Source organism: Rhizobium giardinii bv. giardinii H152 (assembly GCF_000379605.1).
Taxonomy (GTDB): Bacteria; Pseudomonadota; Alphaproteobacteria; order Rhizobiales; family Rhizobiaceae; genus Pararhizobium; species Pararhizobium giardinii.
Genome location: NZ_KB902578.1, coordinates 384,213 through 399,311, shown reverse-complemented (window position 1 = coordinate 399,311; position 15,099 = coordinate 384,213). Strand labels below are relative to the sequence as shown.

General features: G+C 61.9%; 16 protein-coding genes. 7 read left to right on the top strand and 9 right to left on the bottom strand.

Going from position 1 to position 15,099, the window contains the following annotated elements; genetic code table 11:
* The first annotated feature begins 102 nt into the window (after nt 1-102).
* The gene (pgi, locus tag A3AY_RS0102025; protein ID WP_018324007.1) at nt 103-1,743 is read left to right on the top strand and encodes a glucose-6-phosphate isomerase; all 1,641 of its coding nucleotides are present in this window, start codon (nt 103-105) and stop codon (nt 1,741-1,743) included.
* A 142-nt stretch (nt 1,744-1,885) separates the two neighbouring features.
* Nucleotides 1,886-2,128 (top strand): DUF6894 family protein, encoded by a 243-nt coding sequence (locus tag A3AY_RS0102020; RefSeq protein ID WP_018324006.1) that lies wholly within the window; start codon nt 1,886-1,888, stop codon nt 2,126-2,128.
* Between the two features lie 52 nt (nt 2,129-2,180).
* Here A3AY_RS0102020 and A3AY_RS0102015 read toward each other — a convergent pair whose 3' ends face one another.
* Nucleotides 2,181-3,068 (bottom strand): LysR family transcriptional regulator, encoded by an 888-nt coding sequence (locus tag A3AY_RS0102015; RefSeq protein WP_026203021.1) that lies wholly within the window; start codon nt 3,066-3,068, stop codon nt 2,181-2,183.
* A 129-nt stretch (nt 3,069-3,197) separates the two neighbouring features.
* Here A3AY_RS0102015 and A3AY_RS0102010 point away from each other — a divergent pair, with 129 nt between their 5' ends.
* Complete coding sequence (locus A3AY_RS0102010) at nt 3,198-3,551, top strand: antibiotic biosynthesis monooxygenase (protein ID WP_018324004.1); 354 nt, start codon at nt 3,198-3,200, stop codon at nt 3,549-3,551.
* Nucleotides 3,552-3,749: 198 nt separating this feature from the next.
* Nucleotides 3,750-4,796 (top strand): glycosyltransferase family 4 protein, encoded by a 1,047-nt coding sequence (locus A3AY_RS0102005; RefSeq protein ID WP_018324003.1) that lies wholly within the window; start codon nt 3,750-3,752, stop codon nt 4,794-4,796.
* A gap of 116 nt (nt 4,797-4,912) precedes the next feature.
* Here A3AY_RS0102005 and A3AY_RS0102000 read toward each other — a convergent pair whose 3' ends face one another.
* The 7 genes from A3AY_RS0102000 to A3AY_RS0101965 form a co-directional block, all read right to left on the bottom strand.
* Nucleotides 4,913-5,839, bottom strand: a complete 927-nt coding sequence (locus A3AY_RS0102000; RefSeq protein WP_018324002.1) for a carbohydrate kinase family protein — start codon at nt 5,837-5,839, stop codon at nt 4,913-4,915.
* A 73-nt stretch (nt 5,840-5,912) separates the two neighbouring features.
* Complete coding sequence (locus A3AY_RS0101995; RefSeq protein ID WP_018324001.1) at nt 5,913-6,611, bottom strand: orotate phosphoribosyltransferase; 699 nt, start codon at nt 6,609-6,611, stop codon at nt 5,913-5,915.
* A gap of 182 nt (nt 6,612-6,793) precedes the next feature.
* Nucleotides 6,794-7,837, bottom strand: coding sequence for a dihydroorotase (pyrC, locus tag A3AY_RS0101985; protein WP_026203020.1), 1,044 nt, complete (start codon nt 7,835-7,837; stop codon nt 6,794-6,796).
* A 124-nt stretch (nt 7,838-7,961) separates the two neighbouring features.
* Complete coding sequence (locus A3AY_RS0101980) at nt 7,962-8,591, bottom strand: nucleoside triphosphate hydrolase (protein ID WP_026203019.1); 630 nt, start codon at nt 8,589-8,591, stop codon at nt 7,962-7,964.
* A gap of 2 nt (nt 8,592-8,593) precedes the next feature.
* Nucleotides 8,594-9,376 (bottom strand): ATP-binding cassette domain-containing protein, encoded by a 783-nt coding sequence (locus tag A3AY_RS0101975; protein WP_018323997.1) that lies wholly within the window; start codon nt 9,374-9,376, stop codon nt 8,594-8,596.
* Nucleotides 9,376-10,458: an ABC transporter permease gene (locus A3AY_RS0101970; protein ID WP_018323996.1), complete on the bottom strand. Its 1,083-nt coding sequence runs from the start codon at nt 10,456-10,458 to the stop codon at nt 9,376-9,378. Before A3AY_RS0101970 ends, A3AY_RS0101975 begins: the two co-directional genes overlap by 1 nt.
* A 195-nt stretch (nt 10,459-10,653) precedes the next feature.
* Nucleotides 10,654-11,679 carry a sugar ABC transporter substrate-binding protein gene (locus A3AY_RS0101965; RefSeq protein WP_018323995.1) on the bottom strand — a complete coding sequence of 342 codons (1,026 nt, stop codon included), beginning with the start codon at nt 11,677-11,679 and terminating at the stop codon, nt 10,654-10,656.
* A gap of 304 nt (nt 11,680-11,983) precedes the next feature.
* Between A3AY_RS0101965 and A3AY_RS0101960 the strand changes: the two genes are divergently transcribed.
* Together A3AY_RS0101960 and A3AY_RS0101955 are read left to right on the top strand one after the other, a co-directional pair.
* Nucleotides 11,984-13,216 (top strand): ROK family transcriptional regulator, encoded by a 1,233-nt coding sequence (locus tag A3AY_RS0101960; RefSeq protein ID WP_018323994.1) that lies wholly within the window; start codon nt 11,984-11,986, stop codon nt 13,214-13,216.
* Nucleotides 13,216-13,644, top strand: coding sequence for an RbsD/FucU family protein (locus A3AY_RS0101955; RefSeq protein ID WP_018323993.1), 429 nt, complete (start codon nt 13,216-13,218; stop codon nt 13,642-13,644). Before A3AY_RS0101960 ends, A3AY_RS0101955 begins: the two co-directional genes overlap by 1 nt.
* 72 nt (nt 13,645-13,716) lie before the next feature.
* On the opposite strand, the gene A3AY_RS0101950 is transcribed toward A3AY_RS0101955, so the two are convergent.
* Nucleotides 13,717-14,115, bottom strand: a complete 399-nt coding sequence (locus A3AY_RS0101950) for a DoxX family protein (protein WP_018323992.1) — start codon at nt 14,113-14,115, stop codon at nt 13,717-13,719.
* A 279-nt stretch (nt 14,116-14,394) separates the two neighbouring features.
* Between A3AY_RS0101950 and A3AY_RS0101945 the strand changes: the two genes are divergently transcribed.
* On the top strand, nt 14,395-15,099 hold the full coding sequence (locus A3AY_RS0101945; RefSeq protein WP_018323991.1) for a Crp/Fnr family transcriptional regulator: 705 nt from the start codon (nt 14,395-14,397) through the stop codon (nt 15,097-15,099).

The window sequence follows — 15,099 nt, the reverse complement described above, 5'->3', positions numbered from 1 at the left end:
AAAGCGCGGGCTTTTTTGCCGTTTGCGACGCGACAGGCTTGATTTGCGGTGGCCAAAGCGACTAGCTATCGCGACCTATCCGCGACGCAAGGAGCCCTCGCCATGAACGCGCCCGCCACCACCGCGCTTGTCAGCCAGCTGAAATCCACCGTCACCGACACCAAGGCAACCGATATCCGGGCGGCTTTCGCCAGCGATCCCGAGCGCTTCTCGCAATACAGCGTCACTCTCGACGACATGCTGTTCGATTATTCGAAATGCGCCGTCAACGAGAAGGTGCTGGACGGCCTCGAGGCACTCGCAAAAGCCGCGAAGGTCGCCGAAAAGCGCGATGCGATGTTTGCCGGAGAGGCGATCAACATCACCGAGGGCCGCGCCGTCCTGCATACGGCGCTGCGCAACCGCTCCAACACGCCGGTCCTGGTCGACGGCCGCGACGTGATGCCGGACGTGAACGCCGTGCTCGACGCCATGGGCGCCTTTTCCGACGGTATTCGCTCGGGCGCGCTGACGGGTGCGACGGGCAAGAAGATCACCGACGTCGTCAATATCGGCATCGGTGGTTCCGACCTCGGGCCGGTGATGGCGACGCTGGCGCTGGCGCCCGACCATGACGGCCCGCGGCTGCATTTCGTCTCCAATGTCGATGGCGCCCATATCGCCGATACGCTGAAGCTGCTCGATGCCGAGACCTCGCTGTTCATCGTCGCCTCCAAGACCTTCACTACCATCGAAACGATGACCAATGCGGCGACGGCCCGCGCCTTCATCGCCGAAACGCTCGGCGAGAAGGCGGTCGGCAAGCATTTCTGCGCCGTCTCCACCGCCCTCGACAAGGTCGCCGCCTTCGGCATCGACAGCGACCGGATCTTCGGCTTTTGGGACTGGGTGGGCGGGCGCTATTCGGTCTGGTCGGCGATCGGCCTGCCGCTGATGATCGCGATCGGCAAGGAGAATTTCGGCGAATTCCTCGCAGGTGCCCATTCGATCGACAACCATTTCCGCACGGCGCCCCTGCGCGAAAACATCCCGATGCTGCTCGGCCTTCTCGGCTTTTACCATCGCAACGTGCTCGACTATCCGACCCGCGCCATCCTGCCCTACGACCAGCGCCTGTCGCGCTTCCCGGCTTATCTGCAGCAGCTCGACATGGAATCGAACGGCAAGGGCGTGACACTCGACGGTACAGCCGTCGAGGGCAACTCCGGCCCGGTCGTCTGGGGCGAGCCGGGCACCAACGGCCAGCACGCCTTCTACCAACTGATCCACCAGGGCACGAGCGTCATCCCGGCGGAATTCATGATTGCCGCGAACGGCCACGAACCGCACCTGCGCCACCAGCACCAGTTGCTGATCGCCAATTGCCTGGCGCAGTCGGAAGCGCTGATGAAGGGCCGGACGCTCGAGGAAGCCAAGGCGCAGATGGCGGCCAAGGGGCAGGATGCCGCGTTCATCGAGCGCATTGCCCCGCACCGCGTCTTCACCGGCAACCGGCCGTCGCTGACGTTCGTCTACGATCAGATGACCCCTTTCACCTTCGGCCGCCTGATCGCGATCTACGAACACCGTGTCTTCGTCGAGGGTGCCTTGTTCAACATCAACTCCTTCGACCAGTGGGGCGTCGAGCTCGGCAAGGAACTGGCGACGGGCTTGCTGCCGGTCGTGGAAGGCAAGGAGAGCGCCGAGGGGCACGACAGTTCGACGGCCGGCCTCGTTGCGGCGCTGCTGAAGGCGGCGAACTAGTCTTCGCCACGGCCTCGACAGACATCGATGAATACAGGCTGAATGCGGAGTTCAGCCTGTATTCGGACACAATGCGATATCCCTGAAACTGCGTCCTCAAGCCGGAGAGACCTTCGGCGATGCAAGGGTTCGGGGCATTGGCGTGGAACACTATTTCTTCGATTTGCACTTCGGCGATGAACAGGTGGTCGATGAAGACGGCGTCGATCATTTCGATGTGGGATCAGCCGTGTATTACGGACAAAGAATCGCCGACAAGATCGGCCGCGATGCCGATTACAGATCGCTGAAGGTGCATGTGCGCGCTCCCGACGGCTGTATCCTGGCGATCGTCGCCGCATCCCCCGGGCGCGGTTACGAGCAAGTGGCGCTGATCGGCCGTTGACGGATCAAGCGAACCGAACTCGCAGCAGCTCGTTCATGCGTCCCAAGGCACGTCATGCGCGAAACAGGTTTTCGCCCATGAACTTAACGAACGCCTGTATTTTCGGCGCCATATGCCGGCTGGATGGCCATAGAATGCGAAACTCGCCAACGTCCTCTATATGATCGGCCAGAACCGAGACGAGCCTTCCCTCGGCGATCTGCCTGCGGATCGTGAACAGCGGCAGACAGGCAAGGCCAAGCCCCTGCTCGGCCATGCTGACCAGCGGCTCGAGCGTGCTCGCCATTGACGACACAGACAGTTCCAACCTTTCTTCATTCGGCTCGTGCTTCAGGGGCCACAGCTCAAGCTTCCCGGATGATGGGTACTTGTGGTGGAGACAGATATGGGTCGACAGGTCCTGTGGTTTCTGCGGAATTCCGAAGCGCGCGAAGTATTCCGAGGATCCGACGATGCGATGGGAAAACCTCCCCAAGGTCCGGGTCATCAGGCGGCTGTCGCTGGGTTCCCCCGTTCGTACCACGGCGTCAAAACCCTCTTCGATCACGTCGACCAGGCGATCCGTGAAATCAAGGTCGATGGAGACGTCCGGGAACGCGTGCATGAACTTCGTGATTGCCGGCATGAACAGCATTCCCGCGAGCGGCAGACTGACACGGAGGCGGCCGCGCGGCGCAGCAAGAGCTTGCGACAATTCCTGCTCGGCCGCTTCTAGCTCGGAAAAAATCCGGCGGCAGCGGTCGAGGAACATGGTTCCTTCCGCGGTAATCGCGATGCTGCGCGTACTGCGGTGAAACAGGCGGACGCCAAGCCTCTTCTCCAGGCGCGCCATTGCCTTGCCGACAGCGGACGAGGAGATGCCGAGCGCCTCGCCCGCCCGGGTAAAGCTGCGCGTTTCCGCCGCAACCATGAACACATTCAAGGCACCGAGGTTATCCAAGCGAAAGCTCCATTGCGGACATTTTTGTCCGTTATCAACGGAGTGATAGCCCGTTTTTTCGACCATTGCGACGATCTAGTTTTCGTCTCGGCGGTATTTTCCGCCTGATCTTTTTTTACTGGAGACAACGTGATTTTTCCCCACAAGGCCGAGTTTCAACTCGCTCCCGAACCGACCGTTTTCGTCGTCAACGTCATCCATGCCCATCCCGGCAAACAGGAAGAGGCATTTCAGATCATTCAGGATGTCGTGCACTATGTTGCCGAACGCAAAGCAGGCTTTCTCTGGAGCAACCTGTCAAAAAGCACGGACGGAAAAACCGTCGTGAACATCGAGGCAATTCAAAGTGCCGACGATGTCGACGAATTCTTCTCGGATCCGGTTTTCGCCGAAAAATTCAAATCTCTGAATGCCGTGTCGAAAAGCGAGTTTCATGTCTACCGGGTGGGAGAGCTCGTGCTTCCTGCCTTGGGCGCGGCTTAGGCTCGTATTGGCCCGGGCGCGGCTGGCCGCGCCCGGATGATCCGGTGGCAGTTCTGCGCAGGCGCCTCCATGCGACGGCGGCCAATCATCTGCTTGTCATCGAATCATGATCAAAGAACCCTGATGGCAGCCGCCAGGCGATTCGACCGTCAGCCAGTGCTCCGCAACATATCGCGGAGCCGCGTCCAGGGGCGCAGCATGGAAAAGACCGTTCTTGTTGTGACCGATGCCTGGCATCCGCAGGTCAACGGTGTCGTCCGCACCCTCGATGAACTTGCCCGATCGGTGCAGGAACAGGGGATCACCATCGACTTCCTGACACCGGAGCGGTTTACCACCTTTCCGCTGCCTTTCTATCCCGATATCCGGCTTGCACTTCCGACCCGGCGGCAGGTAGCGAAAGAGATCGATGCACTGGCGCCCGACTATATCCATATCGCTACGGAAGGGCCGCTCGGCCTCGTCGCGCGCGGCATCTGTCTGCGCAGGGGGCTGCCGTTCACGACGAGCTACCACACGCGCTTTCCCGAGTTCGTCAGCGCGCGATTGCCCATTCCGGAAGACTGGAGCTACTGGTGGCTGCGCCAGTTCCACAATTCCGGCAATGGCATGATGGTCGCCACCGCGTCGCTCGGTACGGAGATGGCTGCGCGCGGCTTTCACAACATCAAGCGGTGGACGCGTGGCATCGACACGGTTCTCTTCGACCCGACGCGCCGCCAGAACCTGCCCTTCCCCCGCCCGATCTTCCTGAACGTCGGACGGGTGGCGGTGGAAAAGAACCTTCCGGCTTTCCTCGACCTTGACCTGCCCGGCAGCAAGGTGGTCGTCGGCGATGGGCCGGACCTCGCCCACCTGCGGCAGAAATATCCGCACGTGCATTTCCTGGGGCGGCGCATGGGAACGGAACTTGCGACGATCTACGCGTCGGCGGACGTCTTCGTCTTCCCGAGCCGGGTCGATACCTTCGGCAACGTCATTCTGGAGGCGCTGGCGAGCGGCTGTCCCGTCGCCGCATTCCCGGTTACCGCACCGAGCGACATACTGGCAGACGGCGGCGGCGTTCTGTCCAGCGATCTGCGGCAAGCAGCCCTTGCCGCGCTCGCCTTGTCGCGGGAGGACGCCCGGCAAAAGGCGCTGACATTCAGCTGGAGCGAATGCGCGCGGCAGTTTCTCTCGAACCTTGCGGGCGTACCCCGCAGTGCCTTTGCCGGCCGCGGCGGGCGGTTGCGATCCGCATCGTAGGTCTGCCGGTATCTTTGTACTGCAGCCCGCCCACATGACGCCACTCGGCGCGCCGGCGCGCTATCACACCGATAGCCAGCAAGCGCTTGTTCATCCTCCCCCAAAGGGCCGGTGAATTAGAGGCCGATCTCGTAGCTCCAGGGCGGATTTGCACCGGCGCGCGACACGGTGACGGCGGCGGCCTTGGCACCAAGGGCCAGAGCATCACGCACGGCGCTTTCGCTCAAGTTCGCAACCTGTTGCTTGGTCAGCAGATTGTTCATCTTCAGCGAAGCAAGAATGCCCGCGTCGAACGTGTCGCCGGCGCCGACCGTATCGACGACGGTGACTTTTTCACCGGGCACCGAAACCTTGCCGCGCGCTGTATAGCCGTCGGCGCCGTCAGCGCCCTTGGTGATGACGATGAGCTTCGGGCCGCGCTGCAGCCATTTGCCGACCAGCTCCTCATGCGTGCCCGCCTCGCCGAACCAGTCGAGATCCTCGTCGGAGAACTTGACGATGTCGGACATGGCCGCCATGCGCAACATGCGGGCCTTGTGGGCTTCGGCGTCCTTGATGAAGCCGGGGCGGATATTGGGATCGAAGGAAATCACCCGCTTCTCGTGCTCGCGGGCCATCAGCGCCTCGTAAGTCGAGCCGCACGGTTCCGGGATCAGGCTGATGGCGCCGAAATGCAGCGCCTCGCAGAAATCGCCAAGCGCCGGCAGGTGGTCCTTTGTGATCATGCGGCCGGCGGTGTTTTCATCGAAGAAGGCGTAGGTCGCGGAGCCGTTCACCAGTTTCACGAAGGCGACCGTGGTGTGCAGCGGCAGCGTCGCGCTGGGGCCGAAATCAACCTTGCTGGATGTCAGTGTCTCGCGCAGCATATCGCCGAACATGTCGTCGGAGAGGCCCGTGAAGAAGCCGGTCTGGATGCCGAGGCGGCCGAGCGCGACCGCCGTGTTGAAGATCGCGCCGCCGGAATAGGGCGCGAAAGCCATCTCGCCTGCCGTCGTCTGACGCGGCAGCATGTCGATCAGGGCTTCTCCACAGCAAACGATCATGGCGATCTCCCTCCCTTCGGAAATTCAATTTCAATCGATTAAACCAAGACGGCTGAAAAGGCCAGTCCCGTTTTCAGGCGGTCGCGAGCGCGCTGACGCCGCCATTGCGGCCCGACCATTCGAGCGGCGCATTGAGGAAGGATTCGACTTCCGACAAGGTCTTCTCATCGAACAGTTTCTGCGCCTTGGCGACGGCAAGAACGTCGCGCCAGGTGGCGATATTGTGCAGCGTCACGCCCTTTTCCCGCATCGCGGCGCGGGCCTTGGGGAAGATATCGTAATAGAACAGCGCAATGCCGTGATCGACCACGCCGCCCGCGGCACGAATGGCGTCGATGAACGTGAACATCGAGCCGCCGGCCGTCGTCAGGTCCTCGATGACGAGCACGCGGGCACCATCGGGCATATGCCCTTCGATCTGGGCGTTGCGGCCATGCCCTTTCGGCGCCTTGCGCACATAGATCATCGGCAGAGCGAGGCGCTCGGCCAGCATCGCTGCGAAGGGAATGCCCGCCGTCTCGCCGCCGGCAATGACGTCGAACTGCTCGAAACCGGCCTCACGCAACACCGTCGCGGCGGCGAAATCCATCACAGTCGAGCGGATGCGCGGATAGGAGATCAGCTTGCGGCAATCGATATAGACCGGGCTCGCCATGCCCGAGGCGAGCTTGTAGGGCTCGTCGGCGCGGAAATGCACCGCCTTGATTTCCCAGAGCATCTTTGCGACCAGCTCGGCCATGACGGCCTTGTCGGGAAAGGATGTCTGGATCATCGGCGGCCTCCTTAGCCATTGGATTTTGTTACCCGCGCATAGCAGTTCGGGCCCGCGAAAGCCAGAGGCGGAAGACCTGGAACCGCCGGCCGCAGTGTTCGCCGCGATCAAGCCGTTCGCCCTTTTCAATCACCGGCCGGCGCCGGATCTCGGAATGAGGCCGATCAGCCCCAACCCGGAATTCAGCGCTCCGTGACGGCCCAGTGCAGCGGGAACATCGGATCGAAAACGGTAACAGTACCCGCTTCCGTCTCGATCTTCTTCGGGAACTCCACCGGGTCGGCCCGCTTGCGCAGTGTGATCTTCTCCTCGTTGACCGGCAGGCCGTACCAGGCAGGGCCGTTCAGCGACGCAAAGGCCTCCAGCTTGTCAAGCGCCTGCTCCTGTTCGAACACATGGGCAAGGCAACTCATCGTGTTGATCGAGGTATAGATGCCGGCGCAGCCGCAGGCGCATTCCTTCAAGGGATCGACATGCGGCGCGGAGTCCGTGCCGAGGAAGAAGCGCGGATCGCCCGAAGTGGCGGCGGCCCGCAGGGCGAGGCGATGAACCTCGCGCTTGGCAACCGGCAGGCAGTAATAATGCGGGCGGATGCCGCCGACGAGGATGGCGTTGCGGTTGATGATCAAGTGATGGGTAGTGATCGAACCGGCAAGATTGGCCTTCGACGACGTGATATAGTCGATGCCGTCCTTGGTAGTGACGTGTTCCATCGTCACCTTCAGCTCGGGCAGGCGGGCGCGCAAGGGATCAAGCACGGTTTCGATGAACACGGCTTCGCGGTCGAAGATATCGACGTCCGCCGACGTCACTTCGCCATGGACGCAGAGCGGCAGGCCGATTTTCGCCATGCGCTCCAGCACCGGCATGGCATTTTCGAAATTGCGCACGCCGCTTTGCGAATTGGTCGTGGCGCCGGCGGGGTAGAGCTTGACCGCCTTGATCAGCCCGCTCCTGTGCCCGGCTTCGACATCGTCGGGGTTCGTGCCTTCGGTCAGATACAGCGTCATCAGCGGCTCGAACCGGTCGCCTTTCGGCACGGCTGCCAGGATGCGCTCGCGGTAAGCGGCCGCGTCGGCGGTGGTGACGACGGGCGGGACCAGATTGGGCATGATGATGGCGCGGGCAAAGTGGCGGCTTGTATCGCCGATCACGCCCTTCAGCATGCCGCCGTCGCGCAGATGCAAATGCCAGTCGTCGGGACGGCGGATCGTAAGTTCGGTGATAGCGTGCGTGCTCATGACGAATATCTCCAGGCGCAATCTAAGGGCGCATGGTGCAAGGGCATGCGCTGACCGAGGGTTCGGATAGCATCATTATACGCGGGAAAACAACGACGGACTGCCCGCCTCAGGCCGTTTCGAAAATCTCGATGGCAATATCGGCCGGACGGGAATGGTCGATGATCCGCTTTCCGTTCGGCAGGTCGTTGCCGTAGAGCTTCCATTCGATGCCGGCGTCGTCGAGCCCGTAGTGAATCCAGCGCTGCCGCAGGCGCTCCTCCAGAACCTCGTAGGACGGGCCGACGAAGATCGTCAGGTCGAACATGCCGTCAAGCCGTGTCCAGGGCGCCTCGTCGAGCAGCAGGTAGTTGCCTTCCGCCAGGATGATGCGCGTCTCCGGCGCAACCACGCGCGCCGAGGCAATGGCGATCTCGCGGGAACGGTCGAACACCGGGACGAGCACTTCCTCGTCCGCCTTGCGCACCGCCTCAACGATGTCGATGAAGGCGCGGACGTCGAAGGTTTCCGGCGCGCCCTTGCGTTTCAGCAGGCCGCGTTCCTCCAGAATTCCATTATCCATGTGGAAGCCGTCCATCGGCAGGACGGCGGATTTTTCGCCGCGCCGCGTCAGCTCTTCCTGGAGCGCATCGGCAAGCGTGGATTTGCCGGCCCCGGGGGGGCCGGCAATGGCAACGATGAAGCGTGGCCGCTTCCCCGCTTTCTGGATGACGGCGTCGGCGATGGCCGCAAGCGTCATGGTCATGCGGCGAGCGCCTCGCGTGGCGGTTCCTTCGCGCCGGTCATGAAGGCAACGGCATCCGACATGGTGTATTCCTTCGGATTGATGACGCAGAGGCGTTTGCCAAGCCGGTGGATATGGATGCGGTCGGCCACCTCGAACACATGCGGCATGTTGTGCGAGATGAGCACGATCGGCAGGCCGCGCGCGCGCACATCGAGGATCAGTTCCAGAACGCGGCGGCTTTCCTTCACCCCGAGGGCTGCCGTCGGCTCATCGAGAATGATGAGCTTGGAGCCGAAGGCGGCGGCGCGGGCCACGGCCACCCCCTGGCGCTGGCCGCCGGACAGCGTTTCCACCGCCTGGTTGATGTTCTGGATCGTCATCAGGCCGAGTTCCGACAGTTTGTCGCGAGCGATCTTTTCCATCGCCGCATGATCGAGCATGCGGAAAATACTGCCGAGCGGCCCGGATTTGCGAATTTCCCGGCCGAGGAACATGTTGTCGGCGATCGACAGCGCCGGCGACAGGGCGAGGTTCTGGTAAACCGTCTCGATGCCCGCCTTGCGGGCCTCGATCGGCGAACGGAAGTTCACGACCTCGCCGTCGAGGCGGATTTCACCTTCGTCCGGATGGATCGCGCCGGAAATCGCCTTGATCATCGAGGACTTTCCGGCGCCGTTGTCGCCGATCACGGCCAGGATTTCGCCTTTGTAGAGATCGAAATCGGCATGGTCGAGTGCGGTGACGCGGCCGTAGCGCTTGACGATGCCACGCGCGGTGAGAATGGGTTCCTGAGCCATCAGCCTGCCACCTTTCTGATCCACTGGTCGATTGCAACGGCGGCGATGATCAGCACACCGATCAAGAGATAGGTCCATTGCGGGTCCGTGCCGATCAGGCGCAGGCCGAGCTGGAAGACGCCGACGATCAGCGCCCCGAACAGCATGCCCATGATCGAACCGCGGCCGCCGAAGAGCGAGATGCCGCCGATCACCACCGCGGTGATCGATTCGATATTGGCGAACTGGCCCGCCGTCGGCGACACCGAGCCGATACGGCCGATCAGGGTCCAACCGGCGAGCGCGCAGATCAGGCCCGAGAGGACATAGACCGACATCAGCATCTTCTTGACATTGACGCCTGAGAGTTCCGCGGCGTCCGGATCGTCACCGACCGCGTAGACGTGCCTGCCCCAGGCGGTTTTGTTCAGCACATACCACAGGATGCCGACGAGCAGCACCATCGTGACCACGCCGTAGGTAAACACGGCATTGCCGATCCGGATATTGGTGCCGAAGAACTGGAGGAGCGGCGCGGTGGTGCTGATGTCCTGGGAGCGGATCGTTTCGTTGGCGGAGTAAAGGAAGTTCGACGCCAGCACGATCTGCCACATGCCGAGCGTGACGATGAAGGGCGGCAGCTTCACGCGCGACACCAGCCAGCCGTTGACGGCACCGCAGAGCCCACCGACGGCAATGCCGCAGATCACCGCGATTTCCGGCGGAAAGCCGTAGCGGAAGGTAAATTGCCCCATCACCACGGACGAAAGCACCATGATCGCACCGACGGACAGGTCGATGCCGGCCGTCAGGATGACCAGGGTTTGCGCGGCGCCGACGATGCCGGTGATCGCCACCTGCTGCAGGATCAGCGTCAGGGAAAAGGCCGAGAAAAACTTCGAGCCGAGAACTGATCCGAAAACGATCAGCGAAAGGACCAGCACGATCAGCGGCACCGCCGCCGGCCTCTTGTGCAGAAAGTGCTGGGCCTTCTGCAAGGGTGTCTTGTCATGCGTATCAAAGGAAGCAACCTGCTTCGAGCTGCCACTCAGGACCTTTTCGAATTCCTGCGATGGCTGCGACGCTACTGTCGGTTCGCTCATGAAAATTTCCTCCCGCCTCTCAAAACCGTTCCCGTCGGTATGGGCTCCTCACCGCGCCCGCCTGCACCGCACGCCGGACAGGCGGCAGGGCAAGGGGAGAAGTGTGCTCACGGTTATGGCGTTTTGTCAAAATGACATCATAGCTTAAACGAAGGGCGGCCGAAGCCGCCCGTCGTCCCGTTCAGCGGCGGGGCATCAGCCCCAGCACTTTTCCGTGCCGGCCTTGGTGTCGATCGATTCAACGCCAGCGGCAGGCTTGTCCGTGACGAGCGACACGCCCGTGTCGAAAAAGTCCTTGCCTTCGGTCGGCTTCGGCTTTTCACCGGTGTCGGCGAATTTCTTGATCGCTTCGATGCCGAGCGACGCCATCAGCAGCGGATATTGCTGCGAGGTGGCGCCGATGACGCCATCGATGACGTTCTTGACGCCTGGGCAGCCGCCATCGACCGATACGATCAGCACGTCCTTTTCCTTGCCGACAGCCTTCAGTGCCTCGTAGGCGCCGGCAGCGGCTGGCTCGTTGATCGTGTGAACGACGTTGATGGACGGATCCTTCTGCAGAAGGTTTTCCATGGCGGTGCGGCCGCCTTCCTCATTGCCGTTGGTGACGTCGTGACCGACAATGCGCGCATCGTCTTCGTCACCGATCTTGTTCGGATCCTTCGGGTCGATGCCGAAGCCGATCATGAAGCCCTGGTCACGCAGAACGTCGACGGTCGGCTGGGAGGGCGTCAGATCGAGAAAGGCCACCTTGGCGTCCTTGGCCTTGTCGCCGAGGGTTGCCGCAGCCCACTGGCCGATCAACTTGCCGGCGAGAAGGTTGTCGGTTGCGAATGTTGCATCGGCGGCATCGGCAGGTTCAAGCGGCGTGTCCAGCGCGATCACGAGAACACCGGCGTCGCGCGCCTTCTGCACGGCCGGCACGATGCCCTTGGTGTCGGAAGCCGTCAACAGAATGCCCTTGGCGCCGTCGGCAATGCAGGTCTCGATCGCCGCGACCTGGCTTTCGCTGTCGCCGTCGATCTTGCCGGCATAGGACTTCAGCTCGACGCCGAGTTCTGCCGCCTTGGCGGTCGCGCCTTCCTTCATCTTGACGAAGAAGGGGTTGGTGTCGGTCTTGGTGATGAGGCAGGCCGAAACATCGGCGGCCTCGGCAGGTGCAGCAAAAACAACGCCGAGCGCAAGCGCGCCGAGAGCGGCGGAAACAATAGTCGTCTTCATGAAATCCTCCCAAGGATTGAAAAATTGAAACCGGTCTACCGGCTCGTCAGGCCTCGCCCGCCACAACATCTCCACTGCCGCAGTTGGCGCTTCCGGGCACAAAACAAACACCAAAACGAAACGCTGTCAATAAATAAATCAAATTGAATTATTAAAAATCTATGGCATTCTCTGCGCAGAAAACGTGCACGCGCTCGATATCGTTGCAGTGCGCGTTAAAGAGACAGAGCAACGGCGCAATGAGGAGAGACGTCCGGACGCCACGGTCTGGACGGAGCAGCGCGCCGGCGGGAGGAAACGGGGCATGATATCACGGACCGATTCCGGCGGTGCCTTGGCCGTTCCGGACGTTGTCGATCCCGGCGGCGGCGCCAACCTGACACGCGTCCGCGCCTATAACGAGCGCCTGGTCATGTCGCTGGTGCGCCGCCACGGCAGCTTGTCCAAAGCCGATATTGCCCGCCGCTCCGGTCTTTCGGCGCAGACGGTCACCGTCATCATGCGGGCCCTCGAGAAGGACCATCTCCTGACCCGCGGCGATCCGGTGCGCGGCCGCGTCGGGCAGCCCTCGATACCGATGCGGCTCAATCCGGATGCGGTCTATTCCTATGGCGTCAAGATCGGCCGGCGCAGCTGCGATCTCGTGCTGATGGATTTCGTCGGCAACATCCGCCTGCACCTGCACCAGATTCACGCCTATCCGATGCCGGAGGAAATCCTGACCTTCATCGTCGAAGGGATACCGAAGCTCGAAAAGATGCTGACCGAGGAGCAGCGCGGGCGCGTTGCCGGCATCGGCATCGCAACGCCCTTCCAGCTCTGGAGCTGGGCCGAGGAGACCGGCGCACCGAAGGATGCGATGGACACCTGGCACGGCTTCGATCTGCGCGAGGAGGTGGCCGCGCGCACGCACCATCCCGTGCTGTTGCAGAACGACGCCACCAGCGCCTGCGGAGCCGAGCTGATCTTCGGCGTCGGCACCTCCTATCCCGACTTCATCTATTTCTACATCGGTTCCTTCATCGGCGGCGGCATCGTCCTGAATTCCTCGCTGTTTTCCGGCCGCACCGGGACGGCAGGCGCCGTCGGGCCACTGCAGGTTTCCGACCGGAACGGCAAGCCGCAGCAGCTTCTGAAGATCGCGTCGATCTACGTTCTGGAAAATCTCCTGCGCGAGAAGGGCATCGACCCGAAACCGCTCTGGTATTCGGCCGATGAGTGGATCGACTTCGGCGAACCACTCGAGACCTGGATCCAGCTCACGGCGGCTGCCCTCGCCCAGGCGATCGTTTCCGCCGCCTCGATCATCGATTTCGGCGCGGCCGTCATCGATGGCGGCTTCCCCGGCTGGGTGCGCACGCGCATCGTCGCCGCCATCCGCAAGGCGGTCGGCGAGCTTGATCTCGAAGGGGTCATCATGCCAGACATCGTCGAAGGTGCGGTCGGCGCCCAGGCCCGCGCCATTGGCGGGGCCAGCCTCCCACTCTTTTCCCGCTATCTCAGCGATACCAACGTTCTTTTTAAGGAAACTGCCTGATGCTGAAAGGTCTGAACCCTATCCTGAGCCCGGAACTTCTGGCGACCCTGAGGGCAATGGGACACGGCGACGAAATCGCGCTGGTCGACGGCAACTATCCAGGGCTCGAACACGGCCGCCGGTTGATCCGTCTCGACGGGCATCATCTGATCCCGGTTCTCGACGCGATCCTCAGCGTCATGCCGATCGACGATTTCGTGCCGGAGGCGATCTTTCGCGCCACGGTCAAGCAGGACCGCGACACGCTCGATCCGGTGCATCGCGATATCATCGCCTGCTGCGCCAAGCATGAGCCCGATCGCGCGGTCACGCCACTGCTCGGGCCGGAATTCTATCCAAGGGTCAGGGCTGCACATACGGTCGTTCAGACTAGCGAGCCCCGCCTCTACGGCAATGTCATCCTGCGCAAGGGCGTTATCTACCCCTGACGCTTGCTCCCAAACAACAAAAAGGCCCGCCAGATGAATAATCCGGCGGGCCTTTTTGTTGGCGACCTGCGATCAGGCGGCAGCCGCTACACCGCGGCGGGCGTCAACCGAGAGCGAGCCCGGGCCGAAAGTGGCGACGAACAGGAAGCCACCTGCCATGGCGAGATTCTTCATGAAGTGGATGTCGTTGCCGGCGACCGAGAAGTCACCATGACCGATGAACGCTGAGGCGACGCAGAAAAGGGCCAGGAGGTAAGCGGCCGGACGGGTGAAGAAGCCGACGAGGATAGCGATGCCGCCGAGCAGTTCGACTGCCGTTACGAGAACGGCGGTAATCATGGGAACCGGCAGGCCTATGCTGCCGAAATAGCCGGCGGTACCGCCAAGCGCAGTGAGCTTGCCGTAGCCGGCTACGATGAAGATGATGGAAAGGAGGACACGCCCCACGAGGGCGACGACATTCTGCTGCATTGAAATAGACTCCGGTTTGGGTTCGTGGTTGTCGACAGATTTATCAGCAATTCCAAATTCATCCAGCCCGCGCCCACGAAACAGATCGTTCACAATAACGAGACAGCGAACACAGGTCGTCAACATTGCGTGATCGGCCTCAGCCGAGGGGCAGCAGCGACAAACAGCGTGTGCATATGACAACCATTCCAATTTCCCTGGTGTTTTTTGTTGCAACGCCGGGAAGACTGCGAGAAGAATTTCACAGGGGCAGACTTTTCGGGGGGACGGGGAAGCAAGATGAGTGAAATCAACAAGAGTCCCGCCTTCTGGCGCTCCTTTCCGATCTTCGAGGAATTCGACAAGGAAACGGTGGCTGCCGTCGCGGCCCTTGCGACCTACCGCAAGTGGACTGCCGGAACGGTGATCTTCCAGCGCGGCGACGAAGGCAATTACATGATTGCGGTGATCTCCGGCCGCATCAAGCTCTCGCTCATCACCCCACAGGGGCGGGAATTGCTTCTTCGCCACATCGAGGCTGGCGCACTGTTCGGCGAGATGGCCATTCTCGACGATCAGCCTCGCTCGGCCGACGCCACCGCGATCACCGTTACCGAAGGCTATGTCATCGGCAAGAAGGCCTTTCTCGACTTCATCACCCACACGCCGAACGCCGCCGAATCGATCATCCGCTATCTCTGCGCGCAATTGCGCGACACGACGGACCGGTTGGAAACGATCGCGCTTTATGATCTGCACTCCCGCGTGGCGCGTTTCTTCCTGGCGACGCTGAAACAGATCCACGGCAACGAACTGCCGGAAAGCGCAAATCTTCGCCTGACGCTCAGCCAGTCCGATATTGCCGGCATTCTTGGCGCCAGCCGCCCGAAGGTGAACCGCGCCATCCTGGCCCTCGAGGAATGCTCGGCCATCAAACGGGCCGATGGCGTCATTACCTGCCATATCGGGCGGCTGCAGAGGATCGCGGAACCCGAAGAGGAATAA

Excerpts from the sequence above, each read along its gene's own strand:
- pgi (WP_018324007.1), top strand. The coding sequence starts at position 103 with ATGAACGCGCCCGCCACCACCGCGCTTGTCAGCCAGCTGAAATCCACC.
- A3AY_RS0102005 (WP_018324003.1), top strand. The coding sequence starts at position 3,750 with ATGGAAAAGACCGTTCTTGTTGTGACCGATGCCTGGCATCCGCAGGTC.
- A3AY_RS0102000 (WP_018324002.1), bottom strand. The coding sequence starts at position 5,839 with ATGATCGTTTGCTGTGGAGAAGCCCTGATCGACATGCTGCCGCGTCAG.
- A3AY_RS0101995 (WP_018324001.1), bottom strand. The coding sequence starts at position 6,611 with ATGATCCAGACATCCTTTCCCGACAAGGCCGTCATGGCCGAGCTGGTC.
- A3AY_RS0101980 (WP_026203019.1), bottom strand. The coding sequence starts at position 8,591 with ATGACGCTTGCGGCCATCGCCGACGCCGTCATCCAGAAAGCGGGGAAG.
- A3AY_RS0101975 (WP_018323997.1), bottom strand. The coding sequence starts at position 9,376 with ATGGCTCAGGAACCCATTCTCACCGCGCGTGGCATCGTCAAGCGCTAC.
- A3AY_RS0101970 (WP_018323996.1), bottom strand. The coding sequence starts at position 10,458 with ATGAGCGAACCGACAGTAGCGTCGCAGCCATCGCAGGAATTCGAAAAG.
- A3AY_RS0101965 (WP_018323995.1), bottom strand. The coding sequence starts at position 11,679 with ATGAAGACGACTATTGTTTCCGCCGCTCTCGGCGCGCTTGCGCTCGGC.
- A3AY_RS0101960 (WP_018323994.1), top strand. The coding sequence starts at position 11,984 with ATGATATCACGGACCGATTCCGGCGGTGCCTTGGCCGTTCCGGACGTT.
- A3AY_RS0101955 (WP_018323993.1), top strand. The coding sequence starts at position 13,216 with ATGCTGAAAGGTCTGAACCCTATCCTGAGCCCGGAACTTCTGGCGACC.
- A3AY_RS0101950 (WP_018323992.1), bottom strand. The coding sequence starts at position 14,115 with ATGCAGCAGAATGTCGTCGCCCTCGTGGGGCGTGTCCTCCTTTCCATC.
- A3AY_RS0101945 (WP_018323991.1), top strand. The coding sequence starts at position 14,395 with ATGAGTGAAATCAACAAGAGTCCCGCCTTCTGGCGCTCCTTTCCGATC.